The sequence below is a fragment of the Dorea sp. ICN-14282 genome, assembly GCF_037890115.1.
Taxonomy (GTDB): Bacteria; Bacillota; Clostridia; order Lachnospirales; family Lachnospiraceae; genus Dorea_B; species Dorea_B phocaeensis.
This window is the reverse complement of sequence record NZ_JBBKBH010000001.1, coordinates 22,749-42,894: the sequence shown is the minus strand read 5'-3', so window position 1 is coordinate 42,894 and position 20,146 is coordinate 22,749. Positions and strand designations below refer to the sequence as shown.

Annotated in this window: 14 protein-coding genes, 1 riboswitch and 1 other annotated feature; all 14 genes read right to left on the bottom strand. The window is 45.1% G+C overall.

Annotated features, from left to right (window positions below):
• Positions 1-81: 81 nt before the first annotated feature.
• Positions 82-1,824 (bottom strand): NADH-dependent [FeFe] hydrogenase, group A6, encoded by a 1,743-nt coding sequence (locus WKT00_RS00180; protein ID WP_340260177.1) that lies wholly within the window; start codon positions 1,822-1,824, stop codon positions 82-84.
• A gap of 15 nt (positions 1,825-1,839) precedes the next feature.
• Positions 1,840-3,750 carry an NADH-quinone oxidoreductase subunit NuoF gene (nuoF, locus tag WKT00_RS00175; protein ID WP_340260175.1) on the bottom strand — a complete coding sequence of 637 codons (1,911 nt, stop codon included), beginning with the start codon at positions 3,748-3,750 and terminating at the stop codon, positions 1,840-1,842.
• 26 nt (positions 3,751-3,776) lie between these two features.
• Complete coding sequence (locus tag WKT00_RS00170; RefSeq protein ID WP_340261511.1) at positions 3,777-4,271, bottom strand: NADH-quinone oxidoreductase subunit NuoE family protein; 495 nt, start codon at positions 4,269-4,271, stop codon at positions 3,777-3,779.
• 270 nt (positions 4,272-4,541) lie between these two features.
• A complete protein-coding gene (locus WKT00_RS00165; protein WP_340260173.1) occupies positions 4,542-6,149 on the bottom strand; it encodes an ABC transporter ATP-binding protein in 1,608 nt (535 codons plus the stop codon).
• A complete protein-coding gene (locus WKT00_RS00160) occupies positions 6,146-7,030 on the bottom strand; it encodes an energy-coupling factor transporter transmembrane component T (RefSeq protein WP_340260171.1) in 885 nt (294 codons plus the stop codon). Before WKT00_RS00160 ends, WKT00_RS00165 begins: the two co-directional genes overlap by 4 nt.
• On the bottom strand, positions 7,021-7,746 hold the full coding sequence (locus tag WKT00_RS00155; protein ID WP_340260169.1) for an ECF transporter S component: 726 nt from the start codon (positions 7,744-7,746) through the stop codon (positions 7,021-7,023). The genes WKT00_RS00160 and WKT00_RS00155 overlap by 10 nt, the downstream gene beginning before the upstream one ends.
• Positions 7,722-8,423, bottom strand: a complete 702-nt coding sequence (locus WKT00_RS00150; protein ID WP_340260167.1) for a DUF4430 domain-containing protein — start codon at positions 8,421-8,423, stop codon at positions 7,722-7,724. The genes WKT00_RS00155 and WKT00_RS00150 overlap by 25 nt, the downstream gene beginning before the upstream one ends.
• Positions 8,411-11,902 carry an immunoglobulin-like domain-containing protein gene (locus tag WKT00_RS00145; RefSeq protein ID WP_340260165.1) on the bottom strand — a complete coding sequence of 1,164 codons (3,492 nt, stop codon included), beginning with the start codon at positions 11,900-11,902 and terminating at the stop codon, positions 8,411-8,413. The genes WKT00_RS00150 and WKT00_RS00145 overlap by 13 nt, the downstream gene beginning before the upstream one ends.
• A 184-nt stretch (positions 11,903-12,086) precedes the next feature.
• Positions 12,087-12,274: riboswitch (cobalamin riboswitch) on the bottom strand.
• Between the two features lie 94 nt (positions 12,275-12,368).
• On the bottom strand, positions 12,369-13,538 hold the full coding sequence (locus tag WKT00_RS00140) for a CD0519/CD1768 family membrane protein (protein WP_173814076.1): 1,170 nt from the start codon (positions 13,536-13,538) through the stop codon (positions 12,369-12,371).
• 89 nt (positions 13,539-13,627) lie between these two features.
• Positions 13,628-14,104, bottom strand: a complete 477-nt coding sequence (locus WKT00_RS00135) for a superoxide dismutase family protein (RefSeq protein WP_101694714.1) — start codon at positions 14,102-14,104, stop codon at positions 13,628-13,630.
• A gap of 80 nt (positions 14,105-14,184) precedes the next feature.
• Positions 14,185-15,210, bottom strand: a complete 1,026-nt coding sequence (gene queA, locus WKT00_RS00130) for a tRNA preQ1(34) S-adenosylmethionine ribosyltransferase-isomerase QueA (RefSeq protein ID WP_101694715.1) — start codon at positions 15,208-15,210, stop codon at positions 14,185-14,187.
• Positions 15,211-15,242: 32 nt separating this feature from the next.
• Positions 15,243-17,663: a phenylalanine--tRNA ligase subunit beta gene (gene pheT / locus WKT00_RS00125; RefSeq protein ID WP_340260160.1), complete on the bottom strand. Its 2,421-nt coding sequence runs from the start codon at positions 17,661-17,663 to the stop codon at positions 15,243-15,245.
• A 58-nt stretch (positions 17,664-17,721) separates the two neighbouring features.
• Complete coding sequence (pheS, locus tag WKT00_RS00120; protein WP_101694717.1) at positions 17,722-18,741, bottom strand: phenylalanine--tRNA ligase subunit alpha; 1,020 nt, start codon at positions 18,739-18,741, stop codon at positions 17,722-17,724.
• A 120-nt stretch (positions 18,742-18,861) separates the two neighbouring features.
• Positions 18,862-19,094 (bottom strand) — a binding site (T-box leader).
• Between the two features lie 56 nt (positions 19,095-19,150).
• Positions 19,151-20,023 (bottom strand): YihY/virulence factor BrkB family protein, encoded by an 873-nt coding sequence (locus tag WKT00_RS00115; RefSeq protein ID WP_101694718.1) that lies wholly within the window; start codon positions 20,021-20,023, stop codon positions 19,151-19,153.
• Between the last annotated feature and the right edge of the window lie 123 nt (positions 20,024-20,146).

Genomic DNA, 20,146 nt, shown 5'->3' with positions numbered 1-20,146 from the left:
TTGTATCACAGTTCCCGATCATGGAACAACTCCCAGGATCCGAGGCTTCACCCCGGACTCTGGGAGTCATCTTTTTATGAATTAGTTCACTTTTCTCTTTACATAACTCGTATGTAATGTCTCATGCGCCTTATGGCTTCCCGGTTCTCCCAGATATTCTTCATACAACTTCTTAATCGCTGGATTCTCATGGGACTTACGGATCTTTTTGCCCTCATCGTTCCGATAGAGTGCCTGAGCGCGAATTCCCGCTACATCCGTAAAATTCCGCACATCCGCAGATACTTGAGGCTGTCCGCCGCCGTTTACACATCCTCCTGGACATCCCATGATCTCAATAAAGTGATAATTTGCTTCTCCCGACTTTACCCGCTCCAACAATGTTCTAGCCTTTCCAAGTCCGGATGCTACTGCGACATTTACTTCCATCCCGGCAACCTGATAAGAAGCCTCTTTTATTCCTTCTGTTCCACGAACATCTTCAAATTCCAACTTGCCCAGCTCTTCTCCTGTGAGCACTTCTACTGCCGTCCGAAGAGCCGCTTCCATCACACCGCCAGTTGCGCCAAAGATAACACCGGCTCCCGTAGATTCTCCCATCGGGTCGTCAAACCATTCCTCCGGAAGCATGGTAAAATCAATACCGCAGCGCCGGATCAGCCTTGCAAGTTCTCTGGTGGTAATGGCAATATCTACATCCGGAACCCCTGCCGCCGCCTGATCATCGCGCCCAATTTCAAACTTCTTTGCCGTACATGGCATCACGCTGACAGAAACAATTTTTTTCGGATCAATTCCTTCTTTCTCAGCAAAACAAGTCTTCAACATCGCGCCGAACATCTGCTGCGGAGATTTACAGCTCGAAAGATTCTCCGTCATATCCGGGAAATAATGCTCACAATACTTAATCCATCCCGGTGAACAGGACGTAATAAGAGGAAGTACACCGCCATTTTTGATTCGATCAAGAAGCTCTGTTGCTTCCTCCATAATCGTAAGATCTGCCGCCCAATCTGTATCAAACACTTTATCAAAGCCAATTCTCCGAAGAGCTGCTGCCATCTTGCCTTCTACATCGGTTCCCATTGGATACCCAAATTCTTCTCCCAAGCCAGCCCGTACTGACGGCGCTGTCTGTACTACTACATATTTATCTGGATCTGCAATTGCTTCCAAAATCTGATTCGTATAATCTTTTTCATAAAGTGCGCCCGTCGGACAGACTGCAATACATTGTCCGCATGAAACACAGCTGGTCTCCCCTAAGCCCATTTCAAAAGCCGAACCAATGACGGTATCAAATCCTCGGTTGTTGGCTCCGATCACTCCGATTCCCTGTACCTTTTCACAGACGGCTACGCATCTGCGGCATAAAATACATTTATTATTATCCCGAATCATATGCGCCGCAGAAGTATCCGGCTCATAGTGATTCATAACGCCTTCATAATAGTTCTCATCATCCACTCCATATTCCCGGCAAAGTTGCTGTAATTCACAGTTTCCGCTTCGCACGCAGGAGAGACATTTCTTATCGTGATTGGAAAGCAGAAGCTGCAGTGTCTTCTTTCTGGATTCTATCAATTTTGGTGTATTGCTATACACCTCCATTCCCTCTCCGATCGGATGCACGCAGGCTGCCACCAGATTCCTTGCTCCTTTTACTTCCACCACACACATGCGGCAGGCACCGATCTCATTGATCTCCTTTAGATAACAAAGCGTAGGAATGCGGATTCCCGCCTGGTGTGCTGCCTCAAGAATCGTAGAACCAGCCGGAGCCGATACATCAAGTCCATTAATTTTTAAATGAATAGTTTCCATAGTCTCCGCCCTCCCTTATTCTTTATAGATCGCGCCGAAGCGGCATTTTTCCATACAAGCTCCGCACTTCACACATTTATCCTGATTAATCACATGAGGCTCTTTCACTGAACCGGTAATTGCATCATTTGGACAAGTCCTTGCACAAAGTGTACATCCCTTACATTTATCAGCATCAATCTTATAAGATAGCAGTGCCTTACAGACACCAGCCGGACATTTTTTATCTACAATATGGGAAATATACTCATCCCGGAAGTACCGCAAAGTAGACAGGACCGGATTCGGAGCCGTCTGTCCCAGCGCACATAAGGATCCCGTCTTCAAATGCTCTGCCAGCTCTTCCAATTTATCCAGGTCTTCCATGGTTCCCTGCCCATTCGTAATCTTTTCCAAAATTTCCAGCATTCTTCGGGTTCCCACACGACACGGCGTGCACTTACCACAAGATTCATCTACTGTAAACTCCAGGAAAAACTTGGCAATATCCACCATACAGGTGTCTTCATCCATAACAATGAGTCCGCCTGATCCCATCATAGAACCAATGGCGATTAAGTTATCATAATCAATCGGCTCATCAAAATGTTCAGCCGGAATACAGCCACCGGACGGTCCGCCGGTCTGCGCCGCCTTAAATTTCTTGCCATGCGGGATTCCTCCGCCGATCTCTTCTACAATCTCCCGAAGGGTCGTTCCCATGGGGATCTCTACCAATCCGGTATTCTCTACCTTTCCGCCTAATGCAAATACTTTCGTTCCCTTGGATTTCTCCGTTCCCATGGACGCAAACCACTGAGCTCCATTTAAAATAATCTGCGGAATATTTGCCAGCGTCTCTACGTTATTTAAAATGGTCGGCTTCTGGAACAATCCTTTGAGCGCCGGGAACGGTGGACGCGGACGCGGTTCCCCACGATTTCCTTCAATAGAAGTCATCAGAGCTGTCTCCTCGCCACAGACAAATGCTCCGGCTCCCAGCCGCAGTTCAATGTCAAAATCAAAACCCGTTCCAAAGATATCTTTTCCAAGCAGTCCACAGGCTCTTGCCTGACCGATCGCAATGGTAAGTCTCTCTACTGCAATCGGATATTCGGCACGCACGTAAATATAGCCCTGAGATGCACCGATAGCATAGCCAGCAATGGCCATTGCCTCTAAAACTACGTGCGGATCTCCTTCCAGCACGGATCGATCCATGAAAGCTCCCGGATCTCCTTCATCCGCATTACAGCAGACATATTTCTGATCAGCTTCATTTGCTGCTGCAAATTTCCATTTCATTCCGGTCGGGAAACCGGCTCCGCCTCTTCCTCTTAATCCACTGTCTAAAATGATCTGAATTACATCCTGAGGTTTCATCGTTGTCAGCACTTTCCCAAGCGCTTCATATCCACCTGTTCCTATGTATTCTTCGATCTTCTCCGGACTGATCACGCCGCAGTTACGAAGCGCAACACGATGCTGCTTCTTATAAAATCTGGTTTCCTGAAGCGGCAGAATGCCCTCTCCGTGCTTCACCGTCTCATCATACAGAAGATGCCGAACCACATTTCCTTTTACCAGATGTTCTTCTACAATCTCAGGAATGTCTTCTTCTTTTACCATGGAATAAAAGGCACCTTCCGGATAAACGATCATAATCGGTCCCAATGCGCACAGACCAAAACACCCCGTTTTAATCACACAGATCTCATTTTCCAGTCCATTCCTTTTTAATTCTGCTTCCAGTTTTTCTCGGATTTTCTGGCTTCCGGAAGAGGTACATCCCGTACCTCCACACACCAACACATGCTTACGGTATTGGGAACCATTTTCCAGACCTTCCGCGCTGCCTGCCTGATAATATTCTTCGCGCTCATAGCGGATTTTTAATTCTTCATGCATCCGTTCCCGAATGCTTTTTAATTCTTCAAGCGACTTCATACCCGTCCTCCCTTCTCGTGATCGGTCTATTCATATTTTGCCAGGATATCATCAATATCATCTACCGTCAGCCGTCCGTAAACTTCATCGTTAATCATCATAACCGGCGCCAAACCGCAGGCACCGACACAACGGCATGCATCCAGGGAAAACTTGCCGTCAGGCGTACATTCTCCTCCCACAATCCCAAGTTTTTCCATCAGCTTATTGTAGATATCACCAGAACCTTTTACGTAACAGGCCGTTCCAAGACAGACGGATATACGATATCGTCCTTTTGGATTCAGGTTAAACTGCGCGTAAAATGTAACCACTCCATAGATCTTCTCCAACGGAATTCCGGTCTCGTCAGAGATGATGGTCTGCACTTCGATGGGCAGATATCCATAAATATCCTGCGCTTTTTGCAAGATCGGCATCAGCGCCCCCTTCTCATCTTTCAGTTCATGGATCATGTTTTTTAATTGTTCTTCCTGTTCCTTCGTTCCATGAAACTGAACTGTGGATTTGTTAGAAAGCATTTTTGCATTACCTCCTTTTTCTGTCATATTATGCTCTTAATCACTATCGTAATTCAAATGAAATTATTAAGTATCATAACATAGTATTTTTTGAAATTCTATATATTTTATTATAATTGTTTGTATTTTCTGACTTTTAAAGCATCGGTAGTGCAGAAGCTATTTTCCCCACTGCAGACAGAGACAAAATGACAATAAAATAGGCAGGTTTATCTCTTTTTCAGAAATAAATCCTGCCTGTTTCAGCCAATGAAAACTTCATTTTGGAGTCTAAATCCCACGTAGAATCCGGTCTGCATCTGTCGTATAAAATGCATTATCCTCAAAAAATGTCTGTGCTGACTCCGTTGATAAAATCTCGCCTTCAAATAAAAGGCTGCACACATCCGCATAAGCCGCCGCAAAATCAACATCGTGGGTCACACACAATACCGTGTGCCCCTGACGTACATAAGTCTCCAAATCATCGCCGATCCGCTTTTTTGCCACCCCGTCAAGACCTTTCGTAGGCTCGTCCAACAGAAGAAGATCCGGCTCTTTTGCCAGAACCATGGCAAGCCCCAGCCTCTGCTGCTCTCCTCCGCTCAAATCATAGGGATGCTGTGAAAGAAGCTGCAAAAGCCCCAGAGATTCTGCCAATTTCTCTGTACATCCGGCTTCCTGCAATTCTTCCTCCACAGTATCTCTGGAAAACATGGCCTTGGGATTCTGTGGAAGAAGCGCAATCCTAGGCAGCTTTCGATCCTCTCCCAGCCGAATCTTTCCCCTATTGGCATACAGCCTCTTCCCAAGTATCGATAAAAGCGTTGTCTTCCCACTTCCATTCCCTCCAAGGATCACATGAAATTCTCCCCGCTCAATCCGAAGTTCCAGCCCCTTTAGTACGAATGGCGTCTGCTTTTGATACTGAAACCAAATATGATCAATCAGCAGGCAGACATTCTTGCGGCTTCCTTTTGTTCCACGCTCTTTGACGCTTTCTTTCTTCCGATAACGCTCCTTAATCTTTTCTATTTGTTGATCCCACTGCCCGGTCTCTTTTCCTTCCTCCTTCTTCTTTCCCAGATATTGCCGTCCCTCTCGAACCGTAAGGGGCAGTTTCTCCACTTTCGCCTCTTTTCGTTCCCGCTCCCAGAAACATGCGATCTCTGCCGCTGCCGAAATACCGCTTTCTAATCCATACAACTTCTTTTTCTGTTCCGCCCTTCTCCTTTTCATATATCGTACATACCCCTGGGCGTCTCCTTCATAATGAAATGAACCTGCTTCCATAAAAAGCACCCGATCCGCAAGCGGCAGCATCTCTTCTAAGTGATGTTCACTTAACACAACTGCAATTCCCAACTCACGATTGACCCGTAAAAGCACATCTAAAAAATTTTTTCTGGCAAGAGGATCCAACTGTGAGACTGGCTCATCCAGTAACAGAAGCTTCGGACGCATAGCGATCACAGATGCCAGATTCAAAAGCTGTTTCTGACCTCCGCTGATCTCATAAACAGACGCATCGATCCATTCATCAATTCCAAAAAACAACGCCGTCTCCGCCACACGCCGACGGATTGTCTCCGTCTGAAGACCCATGTTCTCCAACCCAAATGCCAATTCATGGCGCACAGTGTCTGTTACAATCTGGTTCTCTGGATTTTGAAACACATATCCGATCTCTTTTGCCGGAAGGTCACTCATACTTCCCTTCCTCGTTCCCACCGGAGCAATCTGCGCTTTCATACAACGAAGCAGCGTCGTCTTTCCGCATCCTGAAGGTCCGCACAACAGTATAAATTCTCCTTCTGCAATCGTCAAATCTATCGCATGCAATATATTTTTTCCATTTGGATAAGCAAAACTTAAAGCTTTTACATCCAATACACTCATCGTCTTCTTCCTCCCGCACCTATCAATTCCATCCAGCATGGCATTAGCAAAAATCCCGCTTCGCAAAAACATATCAGGACATTCCAGACAAGCATTTCCTGATTCCATGTAAACGTAGGATAGTAGGAAAATGTAATCTTTCCAAGCACCATCCCCATGATCACAGTTCCGCTCAGGCAAAGCATCACGGCCAATGCCCCCAGGTCATACGACGTAAAATGATACCTCTCGTACTGCCCCCTTCTGCCTGCTCCGTAGCCACGAGCTTTCATGGAATCTGCCGTCTCGATACTGTCCTCCATACTCCATTCCAACAGACAAGAAATCTGGCGCATGCCTTTTTTCAATCGTACTTTCAAAGCTTCCTTCTCCTGGAATGCCGAATCATCCTGCGCCATACGAATCTGCGTAATCTTATACTGTGTCTCCGGAAATAATTTCAAAATCATAGACAAAAGAAGCGCTGCCGTCTGAAACCTACGTCCGAAAAGATACAGAAACTTCTGATTGGATAGCACTGCCGAAAAGCAGCGGAACCAGAAAATCACCGCGCAGAGCAGCAATCCGTTTGCCGCACCATAACAAAGGCTCTCCAGCGTATATCTTCGGGTTCTTGTCTGGAACAAAATAATCATTCCCCGGTGGTTGGTCATAAAATTCAATATCATAATCAGCAAGAACAATAGCCAGGTTCCGCGGATTCCCTGCCACACAAACTGCTCTCCCAGATAAAACCACTCCATCACCAGCGCACATCCAAAGGAGACCAGAAGGCACCACGGATTTCCCATACACATCGTCAAGATTGGCGCTCCCAAAGCATAGCCAAGAAGTATCACCGGATGCAGGGTTGAAAACAAGGTATAAGGTCTTATATGCATGATTCTTCTCCCTTCTCTTCTTGCGCTGACAAAATTCCATACTTCATTTTCAAACGGTGAAGCTTCTTGCCCCACGGTTTCTCTAAAAGCATCAAAAACAATACCGTAGAACTGCCATGTACTAGATCAAAACCTAGTCCCGCTGTATAAGTTAGTACAATCGCCTGCCAAGACACCGGACGAATATATCCAATCAGATATTGGAGATTTAAAAACCAATCGAATAAGATCCCCGCCAAAAAGCCTGCAAAATACAATACACCTCTTCGCCGAAACCACTTTCTTTGTCCTGCTATGCCCGACAAAAAACCAATCAGGCCCCACGCATACATCTGCCATGGCGTCCACGGCCCCTGCCCTAAAAACATATTACTGGCAAGGGCTGACAGTGCACCTGTCAAAAAACCTGCCAATGGGCCAAACTGCATTCCGGTAATCATCACAATTGCAGTCGTCGGTTTAAAATTGGGAACTGCTGCAAACAACGCTCTCCCCAGAGATGCAATCACGCTCATCACTGCGATAGGCACCAGATCTCTTGGCCGTGGTTTCTTCTGTTCAAAACAGATAAAAAATGGCAGCAGCGCCAGCAGAATTACTGCAATACTGGCTGCTGCCGCATAGGGATAAGCAGTAACTGCCATCACCGCCAAAAATATCGGCGGCAACAGCAATGCTGCAATTTGAAATGCTATGGATTTAGTACATATACCCATTGAACCGAATCTCCATCCTTTAATACATAATCTGCACAACTCATCATCGGCGCTGACCCATTTACGTAATACTTCCAGCCACTCTTCGCACTGAAATCTTTTTCCCACAGACCGCCAATTTCTTCGATATACCCATATCCTGTATAGGAAAGTCCCGTTGCTGCCAGTGCATCATAAACGGTTGCTCCTTCCGGAAGTGTCATGGCACTTCCATAAGACACTGACCCGTCCGCATTAGAAGAATCTACAGAAAACTGAATCGATACCGTATGCTTTTGGCTGCTATTTCCGGAAGAACCGGTCCCTCCAGAGGCAGCCCCTCCATTTCCCGATGCCGTCTGATTTCCTCCCTGGCTTTTACTTCCAGCCGAAGAATTATCTGCATAAGCGACGCCGTCTTCTTCTGCTTCCGCTTCGTTGTTTCCGTCTACATCTTCCCCTTCCGTCTGCCCCGGAAGAAGCCCCTGTGGAATTTCCTCTTTCTGCGCCTTTTTCTTTTCTTTCTCCTTCGCCTGTTCTTTCTTATCTTTGTTCTGTTCTTCCGTCTGTTTCTTCGTATTCTGTTCCTGAGACGAAGATTCCCCTGTACAGCCGGAAACGCTAATAGAAAGGATCAGGACTGTAAGTATTACCAGCCAACCCCTTCCTTGTTTCCAATGCTTCTTTAATTTTCCCATGTATCTTCCTTCTTTCTGCGTTTTGAGACAACCAATCCTGTTATCGCTGCACCGATTGCCAGTCCTCCCAGCACTGCACTCCCAACCATCAGCCAACTTGGAGTCAGCTTGCTACTTTGTTTTTGGGTTCCTGACGGCATATTAGAGTCCATTGTTTTCGCCATTGCCAACTCAGTCTCATCTTCCTTTTCCGCTTGTGCTGCCAATACATATTTTCCAGGATCTTTCATGGTAAACATCGCATACCCCTTCTGCATCACAACTTCTTCAACCGCACTAAGATCCCGCTCTTTTACTTTGGAAAATTCATACAACTCGAGCATCTCCATATCCCTTAGGTGCTCAGGAAGCTGATATACCACTGTCACAACTCCAGGAAATTCTCCTTCCTGTTCCAATGCAAGCTGCTGATATGCCTGGAACATTTCTGCTTCTTTGTCACTTAGTTCACTCTCCATTTCCACCAATCTGGTGTGTAAGGATGCCGACGGATCTTTTACATCCATCCCTTTTATGCTAAGGGTATAACTTTCACAGTCAAGCACCAGGGAGAACTGTGGATATTCCGCCAAAGTTTCAAACACTTTCGCCTCTAATACTTCCGGTACATTCCGCACAGTTAAAGAAGTTTCTCCTTTTTCTGCATTTCGTTTAATAGCCTCGGCAATATTTTCACTCTGGCTCTTCTTTCCAGCTTCTCCTTTCTTTTGCTTTACATTCTTTACCGGACGAAGGACAGGTTTCTGCTCCCCTTCATTTTCCTGATTTTCTCCAGAAGTTCCCGCTCCCGGATTTGGTGATGGTTCCGGTAAAGGTTCTGGTGATGGCTCCGAATCTGGTGTCACTGGCTTTTCGCCTTGAATTGCAAACAAATAAGAAGAATCATTCCCGTAGTAAATGGTTCCATCCGCTCCAATAACTACATTTGCCATTCCATAATTGGCATCTTCTCCTTCCGGTGTGTACAACGTTTTGATCGTTACTTCATTCTCTGCCGTCACTGTGGCTACATACAGACTTCCCGGTGTCGTATATTCTGTAAAATACACATAAGTATCTTCATATGCCGTTATCACCGTCGGCGTATTTAACTGACTCTTGGTTTCCACTGTCTTTAATTCGTTCAGATTGTCATCATAGACCGACAAGAATCCCTGATTATACATTCCACCTGTAATATACACTTTCCCGTCAGCTACTGCTGCTGATGCATTGGTCTGCATCGGAAGATCTGCCTGTGCGGCCTTCTGAATACTTCCATCTTCTTTCAAATCTAATTTGTAAATTTTCCCTTTTTGTGTTGTCACCCACAGATACCCATCTGCTTCCACAACCGCACTTCTAATTGCTCCTTCTACCGAGAGTTCACCCTTTACCTCACCGTTTTTTGGAGTAATACTGATTACTTTTCCATCATCACCACCAATGACAATATAAGCATTTTCTCCACGTTCTGCCGCTACAGCTCCGGTTCCATAAAATCCTTCACCATTCTGATAATCCCATACAGGATCCACAATCTCTTCCGCATCTTCTTTTACAAGGTCAAGAGTCTCATACGCAGCGACACCTCCCTGACTGGATCCAGGATTTCCACCGTTGGTATAGCCAACATAGATTTTCCCATCTGCATAGCAGACAGAACTCAGTCCCTGATACCCAAGTCCAAGCCCTGGTACACTAGTAACAAATAAAGACTTCAATGTCTGTGCATCAAAACACTGTACACTTCCATCTGCCAGAGGAACAAAAATTTTTCCATCCCCATATGAAATATAGGAATACCAACCGGTCTGCTTCTTTAGCTTCGTACTTTTTACTACTTCGCCGGTTGCCTTATCCAGCATCTGTATTTCTTCGTTTCTCGCCACGTAAACTTTTTCATTTACCAAGATCGGATATCCTGCACTTCCAAAAAATGCATCTCCCTTGTTGCTGCTTTTCCATATAAGATTTGCATCCTTCACCGGAGTTTCCACAGAAATAACGGCATTGTTTCCCTGATTTCCCAAATGCTGTCCCCAGTCATGGGGAAGATCCGGAAGTGGATCCGCCGGATTTCCGCGCTTCACATGAAGCGTAACCGTTCCAGCCACAGCTCCCATGGTTTCTATCACGATATCCTGTGGTGTCAGCTCTGCTCCACTTTGATTCACCAACCAGGATTCTTTCTCAAATTTAGGATCTACGACCGCCAATACCGTCTCCGTCTTTTCTTCGCCTTTTTCACCTCGTACTTTCAACTTTACAACACTGACACCCTCTTCAGCTGTTCCGCTAATCGAAAGTTTTTTCACGCCATCCGGCACGTAAAGGGTATATTCTTGAATCCCCTTTTCATAAACCAGCTTCCCATAATCTGTATGAAGCTCTGTAAACAGCGCCGTTCCTATCACCGTTGCCTCAAATTTTTTAGAAGCGACTTCGCTGCCTCTCTTTACTTCTGCTGTCAGAGTCACGATTCGGTCCTCTCCTGTCGGACGGGTCACCTTCCCCGTCTCTCCTTCGATCCGAATACAGGATTCATCCGAGCTCGTCCAGGTAATCTGCGTTCCCTGCTTTCCTGCCAACGGAAGAGTTAAGTCCTTCGTCACCTGGCTAAGATCGCCCAAATTCAAGGCTTCCACCGTCTGTTTAACAGCCTCTGCATCTGTTAGCATCTCTCCCGGCGTCACGGTCAGTGTTCCGTGAGGCGTAACCAGATCCCAGGCATAATTTCCCTTTTTATCATAGTAAGCATTCTGGCGCTTTGCCGTCACCGTATAGCTTCCGGCTTCTGCAACTACCACCGATGCCATTCCATCTGCTCCAGTATTCCCTTCTGCCACAACTTCCTGGTCTGCATTTTTCACCTGAATGGTTGCCCCAGAAGGATTGGAAGCTTCATTCCACATCAGAGGTGTGGTATTTAACTGAATCGCAGCCGGTTCTCCCGCTTCTGCCGTCATATTTTCCTGTGCAAACCACCCATACTGGCCACCAAATGACCAATCACTGCTCGCCCAGATATCCACTACAGAAAGCAGATCCCCTTCCTGTACCATCTGCTCCTGCGCTCCCACCTGTAGACTTTCATGGTTTCTAAGAAACATTAAAGTTGACTCTTCCGGAAGATCAAGGAATCCTGAAACGTATCCCCCGTCTGCCTGAATCAGGTCCGGTGCTGTTCCTTCTCCATATTGCTGTTCACAATATTCCGCCATTACGTGCAGCACCGTATAACCAGGTTCTGCCGGTTCCGGCACTCCTTCCAGACCATAGTCTGCAAAGGTGTGGTATGTATCCGGCATCGTAATCTTCATCCCCTGCTCTACCGTTCGGCCATACCCTTCAATCTGAAGTGTCACCGTCATTCCATAGCCTGTAAGCGTCTGATCACCAGCATGCACACTTCCTGCATTAGCCACGCTTCCCAGCAGCAAAAGTGCTGCAAGGAAAAGGCCTGACAACCTCTTTCTTTTCTCTCTTCTCTTTTTCATTGATTCTCCATTCTACTTTCGTACGAAGAACAGAATTGAGCTGCTTTTCACCCCACAGATTTTCTCTGTAAAGAAAAAAATGGCTGCCTTTCGGCAACCACTACACATCACAAGAATGTCTCTTCTTTCCTATATTTTTAACTGAGACCTCTTCCTTTGCGTATCCTCTTATCCTCACCGAAAGATTTTACAATAATTACAGGCAGGTCTCCTGGCTTGGGTTTCTTATCTACTTGCCACCTTCCCGCCATACGTTATTCTGACAGTGGTCTTTGGCGTTCGCCATCCCTTACAGTAGAGTGAGCTGCTGCGGCTTTTCACCGCATTCCCTTTTCATCTGTAACATACAGAACCTGTATCTTTTTTATTGTATCTTCTTCGGCATCGTCTGTCAAATTCTTTTCTCACTTTTTCATGCCAATTTTCGGCATTTACAAATTCTTCCCATATGTTTTTCGAACAGCTTCTATCCGATCATAGACAGTAACTGAAACAGGAAATTTGCCACAATTCCGGCACATAAACCGCCAATAGTATGACTGACGATCGCCTTTCCTGTCATCTTGCTGACTTTCAGCGAAGACATCATTGCTACATGGGTACTTAAATATCCGCTCCAGCACATACACATTGCGGTAAATACTGCAACGTCATTTGCATGAGCCGCTCCGGAAGCAAGCATATTCGGCACCAGTCCGATGGCTGCCCCAGCTGCTCCAAGTGCAGTAATCGGAACTGCAACCGCAGATGCAGAACTAAATCCAAACAATGGTTTCAGAATAAAATCCAGTTTTTCTCCCAACCACGGAAGCAGTGCAACACCTTCGTAAGCTGCTCCTGTGTATGTCCCGTCTGCAGACGGACCATTCGTCAAAATCATTACAACGGTACAGATTGCAAGCACTCCCGGAATAATCGCAAGGCCGACATCCACACCATTCTTTCCACCTTCCAACATGGATTCTAAAAGGCGCCGTCCAACACCGCCGTCCCGAATTTCTCTCTTATTCAGCAGATCATCCATATTTTCATTCTTATCAAGAGGAATACAATATTCCGTCGTTCCAAATTCCTTCTTTGTAAAGTGCATCATCATTCTGACACTGACAATGCTTCCAATCACTGCAGCGATATTTCCGATCAAAACTGCAAGACCGATCTTCTCTCCATCAGAATTCAGACCAATCATAAATGTTGTGACAATCAGTCCCATTCCAAAAGAAGTCCCTAGATTACAAAGCACCGGAAGCTGAAATTTCTTAAAATACTTTTTAAAATTCCGATCCTCCGCCAAGCTTAAAATCGCCGGGTTATCAGACAGATAAGTCGTCATTACTCCGATTGCCGCTGCACCTGGTAAATTATAAAGTGGCTTCATCAACGGCGAAAGAAGTTTGTTTAAAAGTGCAATCACCCCGAATTCCGAAAAAATTCCGGAAAGCGCTCCGGCAATGACTGCAATTGCCATAATATTAAACACCGTATCCAAAAGAAGTTCATACGCTGTTGCCATCAGGGTTTTCATCATATTTCCGCCCCCCATCGTCATACCGATGGTGGCTGCTCCGACTCCAAACAGAACAAGAAATACAAAAGTTTCTAAACTGACTGCGTTTTTTGTTTTTCTGTTTTCCATATTCTTCCTTTCTGTACTATTTGATTTGCTCGTTAAGAAAATGACGAAAACCATCATAACACAAAAACGAAAAATATACAAATGCCGTTTTAACTTTTTTCCCAGCCCTCAATCTCTCCGCAGGCAATCTTCCTGCCACTTCCTCCGGATGGCTGCGTCCGAAAATCATCAGGACAATCGTGAATGATAATGGTTTTCCCAATAACGTCTTCCGGATAAAACCTTCCTGTATAGACCTCCATCCACGCAATTCCCCGATGACTTAAAAGAGGCGGCAAATCTCCTTGATGCTTCGGATGCGGCTCTTTCTCTGGATTTAAATGTCCTCCTGCAAAGGCGAACGCTTCCTCCGGGCTTCCTGTACAGCTTCCACCTTCGTGAATGTGAAAGCCCAAAAAGCCTCCGCTTTCCTTCTCCACTTCATCTGGAATCCCGAAAATCTCTCCTACCAGTATTGTTCCGTTGTAAACTTCATAAAAATAAACATTTCCCTGAATTGTCTCAAATGTCTCACTTCCCCGGATAACCGCATGGGCCGCCGGCATCTCATGGATCACTCGCAGCATACCAATCATCTCCTACAACTATCCATTTATCTTATGCAGAAGATTTAAAAATGTTTCTTTATATGCTGCAGAATCAGCATTTATAAAATCAGCATTGCATCTCCAAATGAGAAGAATCGATATCTCTGCTGCACAGCTTCTTCATAAGCTGCCAGCACAGGTTCCCGACCTGCCAACGCCGAAACCAACATAATCAATGTGGATTCCGGCAAATGGAAATTCGTAATCAGCCCATCCAGCACCTTAAACTGATACCCCGGATAGATAAAGATCTCCGTCCAGCCACTCTTCGCTTCCAGATGTCCATTTTCATCTGCGGCCGATTCTACCGTTCGACAGCTGGTAGTTCCTACACAAATCACACGCCCCCCCCGTTCCTTGGTACAGTTGATTTTCTCTGCTGCCTCTTCATCAATCTGGAAAAACTCTGAATGCATATGATGATCTGTAATCTCATCCACCTTCACCGGTCGAAACGTTCCCAGACCGACATGGAGAGTCACCCTGGCAATATCCACCCCCATCTCTTCCACCTGACGCAGAAGTTCCGGCGTAAAATGAAGCCCTGCCGTCGGCGCTGCCGCAGAACCTGTATGCGTTGCATAGACCGTCTGATAGCGGTTCTTATCCTCTAATTGGTGAGTAATATATGGCGGAAGCGGCATCTGCCCCAACTGATCTAAAATTTCTTCAAAAATCCCATCATAAGTAAACTGAATCAGACGATTTCCTTCTTCCACAATGTCTACTACCTCTCCGATCAGAAGTCCATCACCGAAGCTGATCTTTGCTCCGACTTTTGCCTTTTTTCCCGGTTTCACCAGCGTCTCCCAGACATTATTTTCTTTCCTTTTCAATAATAATACTTCTATCTTGGCATCTGTTCCCACTTTAGAACCGATTAACCGAGCCGGAATTACTTTCGTGTCATTGATCACCAGGCAGTCGCCCTCTTTCAGATAATCCGTAATTTCCCGAAATGTATGATGGGAAACAGCCCCAGACTGCTTATTTAATACAAGCAGCCTGGAGCTGGAACGATCTTCAAGCGGATCCTGAGCAATCAATTCTTCCGGCAATTCATAGTAAAAATCCTGACGTTTCATTTCTCTTTGAATCCCTTCTATATGATAATCTGTTATTTACGAAGTTCAATTCCCATACCTTCCAATGCCTTTAAGATTCGGTTCATTGCTTCCGTAACCTCTGCATCTTCCAAGGTCTTATCCTGCGCACGGAATACGATGGAGTAGGCAACAGATTTATAACCTTCCTTAATCTGCGCACCCTCATAGATATCGAACAGCGCATAGCTTTCCAGATAAGCACCGCCCTTCTTCTCGATCACGTCTTCTATCTGACCAACTAGAATCTCTTTTGGCATCACCATACTGATATCACGAGTCACTGCCGGGAATCTTGCGATTCCGGTATATTTCCGGTCAAATGTGGCACGTTCTACAATCTCCGGCATGTCAATTACCGCAATATATGCACGGGTACCGATTCCATAAGTATCTGCCACATCTGGATGCACTTCACCTAAATATCCAACCACTACGCCATCATACAGGATATTTGCCTGACGTCCTGGATGTAAATATGGCTTGCCGGAATTCGGATCGTAAACCTCTTTCTTGTGAAGACCAATCTTTTCAAAGAATTCTTCTACCACACCCTTCATGCTGAAGAAATCACCGTCTCCATACATTCCCAGCGTAAACTGCATCCGCTCTTTTGGAAGTTCCGTCAGAGGAAGCGCCTTTGGCAAATAAATATTTCCAAGCTCATAAAGTCTTACATTCTTGTTTCTTCTATTATAGTTGGTTGCAAGAGAGGTCAGCATTCCATTTAGCGGCGTCGTACGCATGATACTGTAATCCTCGCCCAGTGGATTCATAATCTCTACTGCCTGACGAAGGGAAGAATCTTCCGGAATCAAAAGCTTATCGAATACCTTCGGGCTTTCAAAAGAGTATGTCATTCCCTGGCTAAATCCACAGAACTCTGCGATGTCACGTGCAACCTCTTCCACACGAAGCTTAAAGGAAAGTTTTCCTGTCGTTGCTTCTCCTCTAGGAAGTGTAGTCGGAATATTATCATATCCATAGAATCTTGCCACTTCCTCTGCCAAATCTGCCATGCGGAACAAATCGTGACGGAATGTTGGTGTAACCACCTCACCAGAAGCTTCATCGTAAACGATACCGATCTTTTCAAAATATCCAATCATATCTTCCTTAGAGATCTGCGTTCCCAACAGCTCATTAATCGCATCTGGATCAAACGCTACCCGAACCGGCTCTTTCTTTTTGCTATATACATCAACCATGCCGCCTACGACTTCACCTGCTCCCATCTCTTCAATCAACTGACATGCCCTATCAATAGCAGCCTGCGCATTATTTGGATCCAGTCCTTTTTCAAATTTTCCAGAAGCATCTGTACGAAGTCCAACCTTTTTGCTGGATTTTCTGATATTTGTTCCGTCAAAACATGCTGCTTCAAACAACATCGTCTTCACATCATCCGTAATCATGGAGTTCTCTCCTCCCATAATTCCGGCAATTCCTATAGATTTTTCCCCATCGCAGATCATCAGCACGGTCTCATCTAATTCCCGTTCCTGTCCATCAAGCGTCGTAAATTTTTCTCCGTTTTCTGCATTACGTACAACAATCTCTTTGCCCGCAATAGTATCCATATCATACGCATGCATCGGCTGCCCATATTCCTCCATTACATAATTGGTAATATCTACCAGATTATTGATCGGACGAATTCCTACAGACGCCAGACGTCTCTGCATCCATTTCGGAGATGGTCCGATCTTGATATTTTTTACCACACGGGCGCAATATCTCGGACACAGATCCTCGTTTTCCACTCTCACTTTAATGTAAGCATTCACATCCTCGTCATTTCCGGTTGGCGTAACAACCGGAGGATGAAATTCCTTTCCGAATGTCGCCGCAGCTTCTCTTGCAATTCCAACCACGCTGAAACAATCCACTCTGTTGGAGGTAACCTCATACTCAAATACCACATCGTTAAGACCTAAGACTTCCACTGCATTCGCGCCGACTTCTGTCTCTTCCGGGAAAATATAAATTCCTTCTTCCGGTGCCTCCGGATACATTTCCCGATTGGAGCCCAGCTCTTCGATGGAACACATCATTCCAAAGCTTTCTACCCCGCGAAGCTTTCCCTTCTTAATCTTCACGCCGCCTTCCACACGGCTTCCCGGCTCATGTCCGCCTGCTACACGACCGCCATCCAACACGACCGGCACCTTATCGCCCTCATGCACGTTATTGGCTCCTGTAACGATCTGTATTGTCTCAGATCCCACATTAACCTGACAAATAATCAGTTTGTCTGCATCCGGGTGCTTTTCAATCTTGTCGATCTGTCCAACCACGATCTTATGAAGGTCTGCATCCAACACTTCATACCCTTCTACCTTCGTACCGGACAATGTCATTGCATCTGTATATTCCTGTGCAGTTACATTAAGATCAGGAACATATGCTTTTATCCATGATAATGATGTATTCATTATAAATCTCCTTTCAATATGTCTCTTATGCCTCTTTCTTCTATCTTCTATCGATTCATTAGAACTGTTTTAAGAAGCGAATATCGTTCTCATACAGCAGACGCATGTCATCAATTTCATATTTCAAAAGTGCAATACGCTCTAAGCCTACACCGAATGCAAAGCCTGTATATTCATTCGGATCAATGCCGCACATTTCCAACACATGCGGATGCACCATACCACAGCCAAGAATCTCGATCCATCCAGATCCCTTACAGAAACGACATCCTTTTCCGCCGCACTTGAAGCAGCTGACATCAACCTCCGCGCTCGGCTCTGTAAATGGGAAATGATGTGGACGGAATTTTGTCTTTGTATCCGGTCCAAATAATTCCTTCGCAAATACTTCCAGCGTTCCTTTTAAATCGGCAAAAGAAACGTTTTTATCAATAACCAGCCCCTCAATCTGATGGAAAGAAGGAGAATGTGTTGCATCTACTTCATCTGAACGGAATACTCGTCCCGGCGCAATCATACGGATTGGAAGCTTACCCTGCTCCATCACACGCGCCTGAACCGGTGAAGTCTGTGTACGAAGCACAATTTCCTTATTCACATAAAATGTATCCTGCTCATCCTTTGCCGGATGTCCATCCGGAATGTTTAATTTTTCAAAATTGTAAAGGTCATATTCTACTTCCGGTCCCTCTACCACTTCATAACCCATTCCTACGAAAATACGCTCTACTTCTTCCAACGCAATGGTATTTGGATGACGGTGACCTACCATATTTTTCTTAGATGGAAGTGTTACGTCAATGACTTCCTCTTTCATCTTCTCTTCACGGATCGCACGCTCCATCTTCGTTCTGCTCTCTTCCAGCAGTGTTTCAATGGCTGACCGTGTTTCGTTTACCATCTGTCCCACCTTCGGTCTATCCTCAGGCGCTACATCCTTCATACTTTTTAACACCGCCGTAAGTTCACCCTTTTTACCAAGGAACTTGACACGTACATCATTCAGTTTCTCCGGCACATCTGCCGCTTCAATCGCTCTTAGCGCTTCTTCTTTGATGTTTTGTAACTTTTCTTTCATCTCTTTCTTTTCCTTTCTAAATACTTTTTAGCTGCTGCCAGTGACTTTTCCAGAAAAATTTTCTTCTATAATCCATGTCTCTTAACAGAAATTCTCTGACAAATAAAAAAACTCGCCCCTAAAAGGGACGAGACGATTACCCGTGGTACCACCCTGATTCTCATATTCTTCTGAATATGAGCACTCATCTGCTGTGTAACGTACAGCGCTCTACGGCATCTCCTACTATTATTTCAAAGATACGGCTTACGTGGGAAATTCGATCCTCATCTGAACCCAAGAAAACTTTCAGCCCGGTGGTCTTCCCTCTCTGATGGAAAATGATTCTCTACTTACACGGTCATTGCCTTTTTACTATCTTCTGTTCACACTTCCTTATTTTATCATATGAATTTGGGTTGTCAAGTCATTACTTGGGATCTTTTTCTTTCTTCTTACTCTCATTCTCCTGATCCTTTGCACCAAACAGCTTATCGTACATCCGCACATTCAGCTCTCCGCCAAGCAGTGTAATATACATACAAAAATACATCCACAGCATAATAACAACAATTGTTGTAAGACTTCCATACATACTGGAAAAGCCCTTAAATACATCCACATAGATCGAAAAGATCCAGGAAACGATCATCCATCCAATCGCCGCAAATACAGCACCTGGAAGCTGCCTTAACATCTTATCTTTCCGGTTTGGCAAAAACTTGTATATCAGCAGCGAAAACGCAATCATTACAATCAGCGTAATGATCGTTCTAGATGCAATCAATTGATCCGCCAGATTCTCCAAAATCGGTATATGTTCCGCGATAAAAATATTCAATGCATTTCCAAATACAGACAGCACCAGCAGCAAAATAATAACCAGAATAAACATCACTGTATAAATCGTTGCACGGATGCGAAGCACAATATAATTACGGGTCTCAACACATTTATATACACAGTTCAAGCCCGTTGTCACTGCCAGCACGCCCTTGCCCGCAGACCAGAGCGCAACCAAAACCGTAACCGGAATGATTCCCATAGACTGATTGTATACCTGATTTACAATCGATGTAATCATGGAATCCACGGAAGATGGAAACACCTGCAGCACAGCCGTCATTACATCCGCTTTCGTAATCGGCGTATACTGCACCATCGTAAGCAACAGCAAAATAATCGGAATCATACACAGCATAAAGAAATAAGAAGACTGAGCCGCATAGGCTCCAACATGATCCGATGCAACATCTCCGGCAATATTCATCATTTCTCGATAGACTTTTTTTACTCTTTTCATTCTCTTCTCTCCAATTATACGTTCTATATTTTACCTGATTTTTGTCTATTTGTCTATTGAAAAACTTTTCACTGTATTATACTATAGAATTTATACACTATGATACATAAGGAAGGTAGATCC

Bases quoted from the DNA above. Each gene is read 5' to 3' on its own strand.
- WKT00_RS00135 (WP_101694714.1), bottom strand. From the start codon at position 14,104: ATGCTGCGAGTGATCCATGAGATGCCGGCGGCCCATGCGGTTATCCGG.
- WKT00_RS00165 (WP_340260173.1), bottom strand. From the start codon at position 6,149: ATGAGTGTATTGGATGTAAAAGCTTTAAGTTTTGCTTATCCAAATGGA.
- nuoF (WP_340260175.1), bottom strand. From the start codon at position 3,750: ATGAAGTCGCTTGAAGAATTAAAAAGCATTCGGGAACGGATGCATGAA.
- WKT00_RS00180 (WP_340260177.1), bottom strand. From the start codon at position 1,824: ATGGAAACTATTCATTTAAAAATTAATGGACTTGATGTATCGGCTCCG.
- pheS (WP_101694717.1), bottom strand. From the start codon at position 18,741: ATGAAAGAAAAGTTACAAAACATCAAAGAAGAAGCGCTAAGAGCGATT.
- WKT00_RS00140 (WP_173814076.1), bottom strand. From the start codon at position 13,538: ATGGAAAACAGAAAAACAAAAAACGCAGTCAGTTTAGAAACTTTTGTA.
- pheT (WP_340260160.1), bottom strand. From the start codon at position 17,663: ATGAATACATCATTATCATGGATAAAAGCATATGTTCCTGATCTTAAT.
- WKT00_RS00145 (WP_340260165.1), bottom strand. From the start codon at position 11,902: ATGAAAAAGAGAAGAGAGAAAAGAAAGAGGTTGTCAGGCCTTTTCCTT.
- WKT00_RS00150 (WP_340260167.1), bottom strand. From the start codon at position 8,423: ATGGGAAAATTAAAGAAGCATTGGAAACAAGGAAGGGGTTGGCTGGTA.
- WKT00_RS00170 (WP_340261511.1), bottom strand. From the start codon at position 4,271: ATGCTTTCTAACAAATCCACAGTTCAGTTTCATGGAACGAAGGAACAG.
- WKT00_RS00115 (WP_101694718.1), bottom strand. From the start codon at position 20,023: ATGAAAAGAGTAAAAAAAGTCTATCGAGAAATGATGAATATTGCCGGA.
- WKT00_RS00155 (WP_340260169.1), bottom strand. From the start codon at position 7,746: ATGGGTATATGTACTAAATCCATAGCATTTCAAATTGCAGCATTGCTG.
- queA (WP_101694715.1), bottom strand. From the start codon at position 15,210: ATGAAACGTCAGGATTTTTACTATGAATTGCCGGAAGAATTGATTGCT.
- WKT00_RS00160 (WP_340260171.1), bottom strand. From the start codon at position 7,030: ATGCATATAAGACCTTATACCTTGTTTTCAACCCTGCATCCGGTGATA.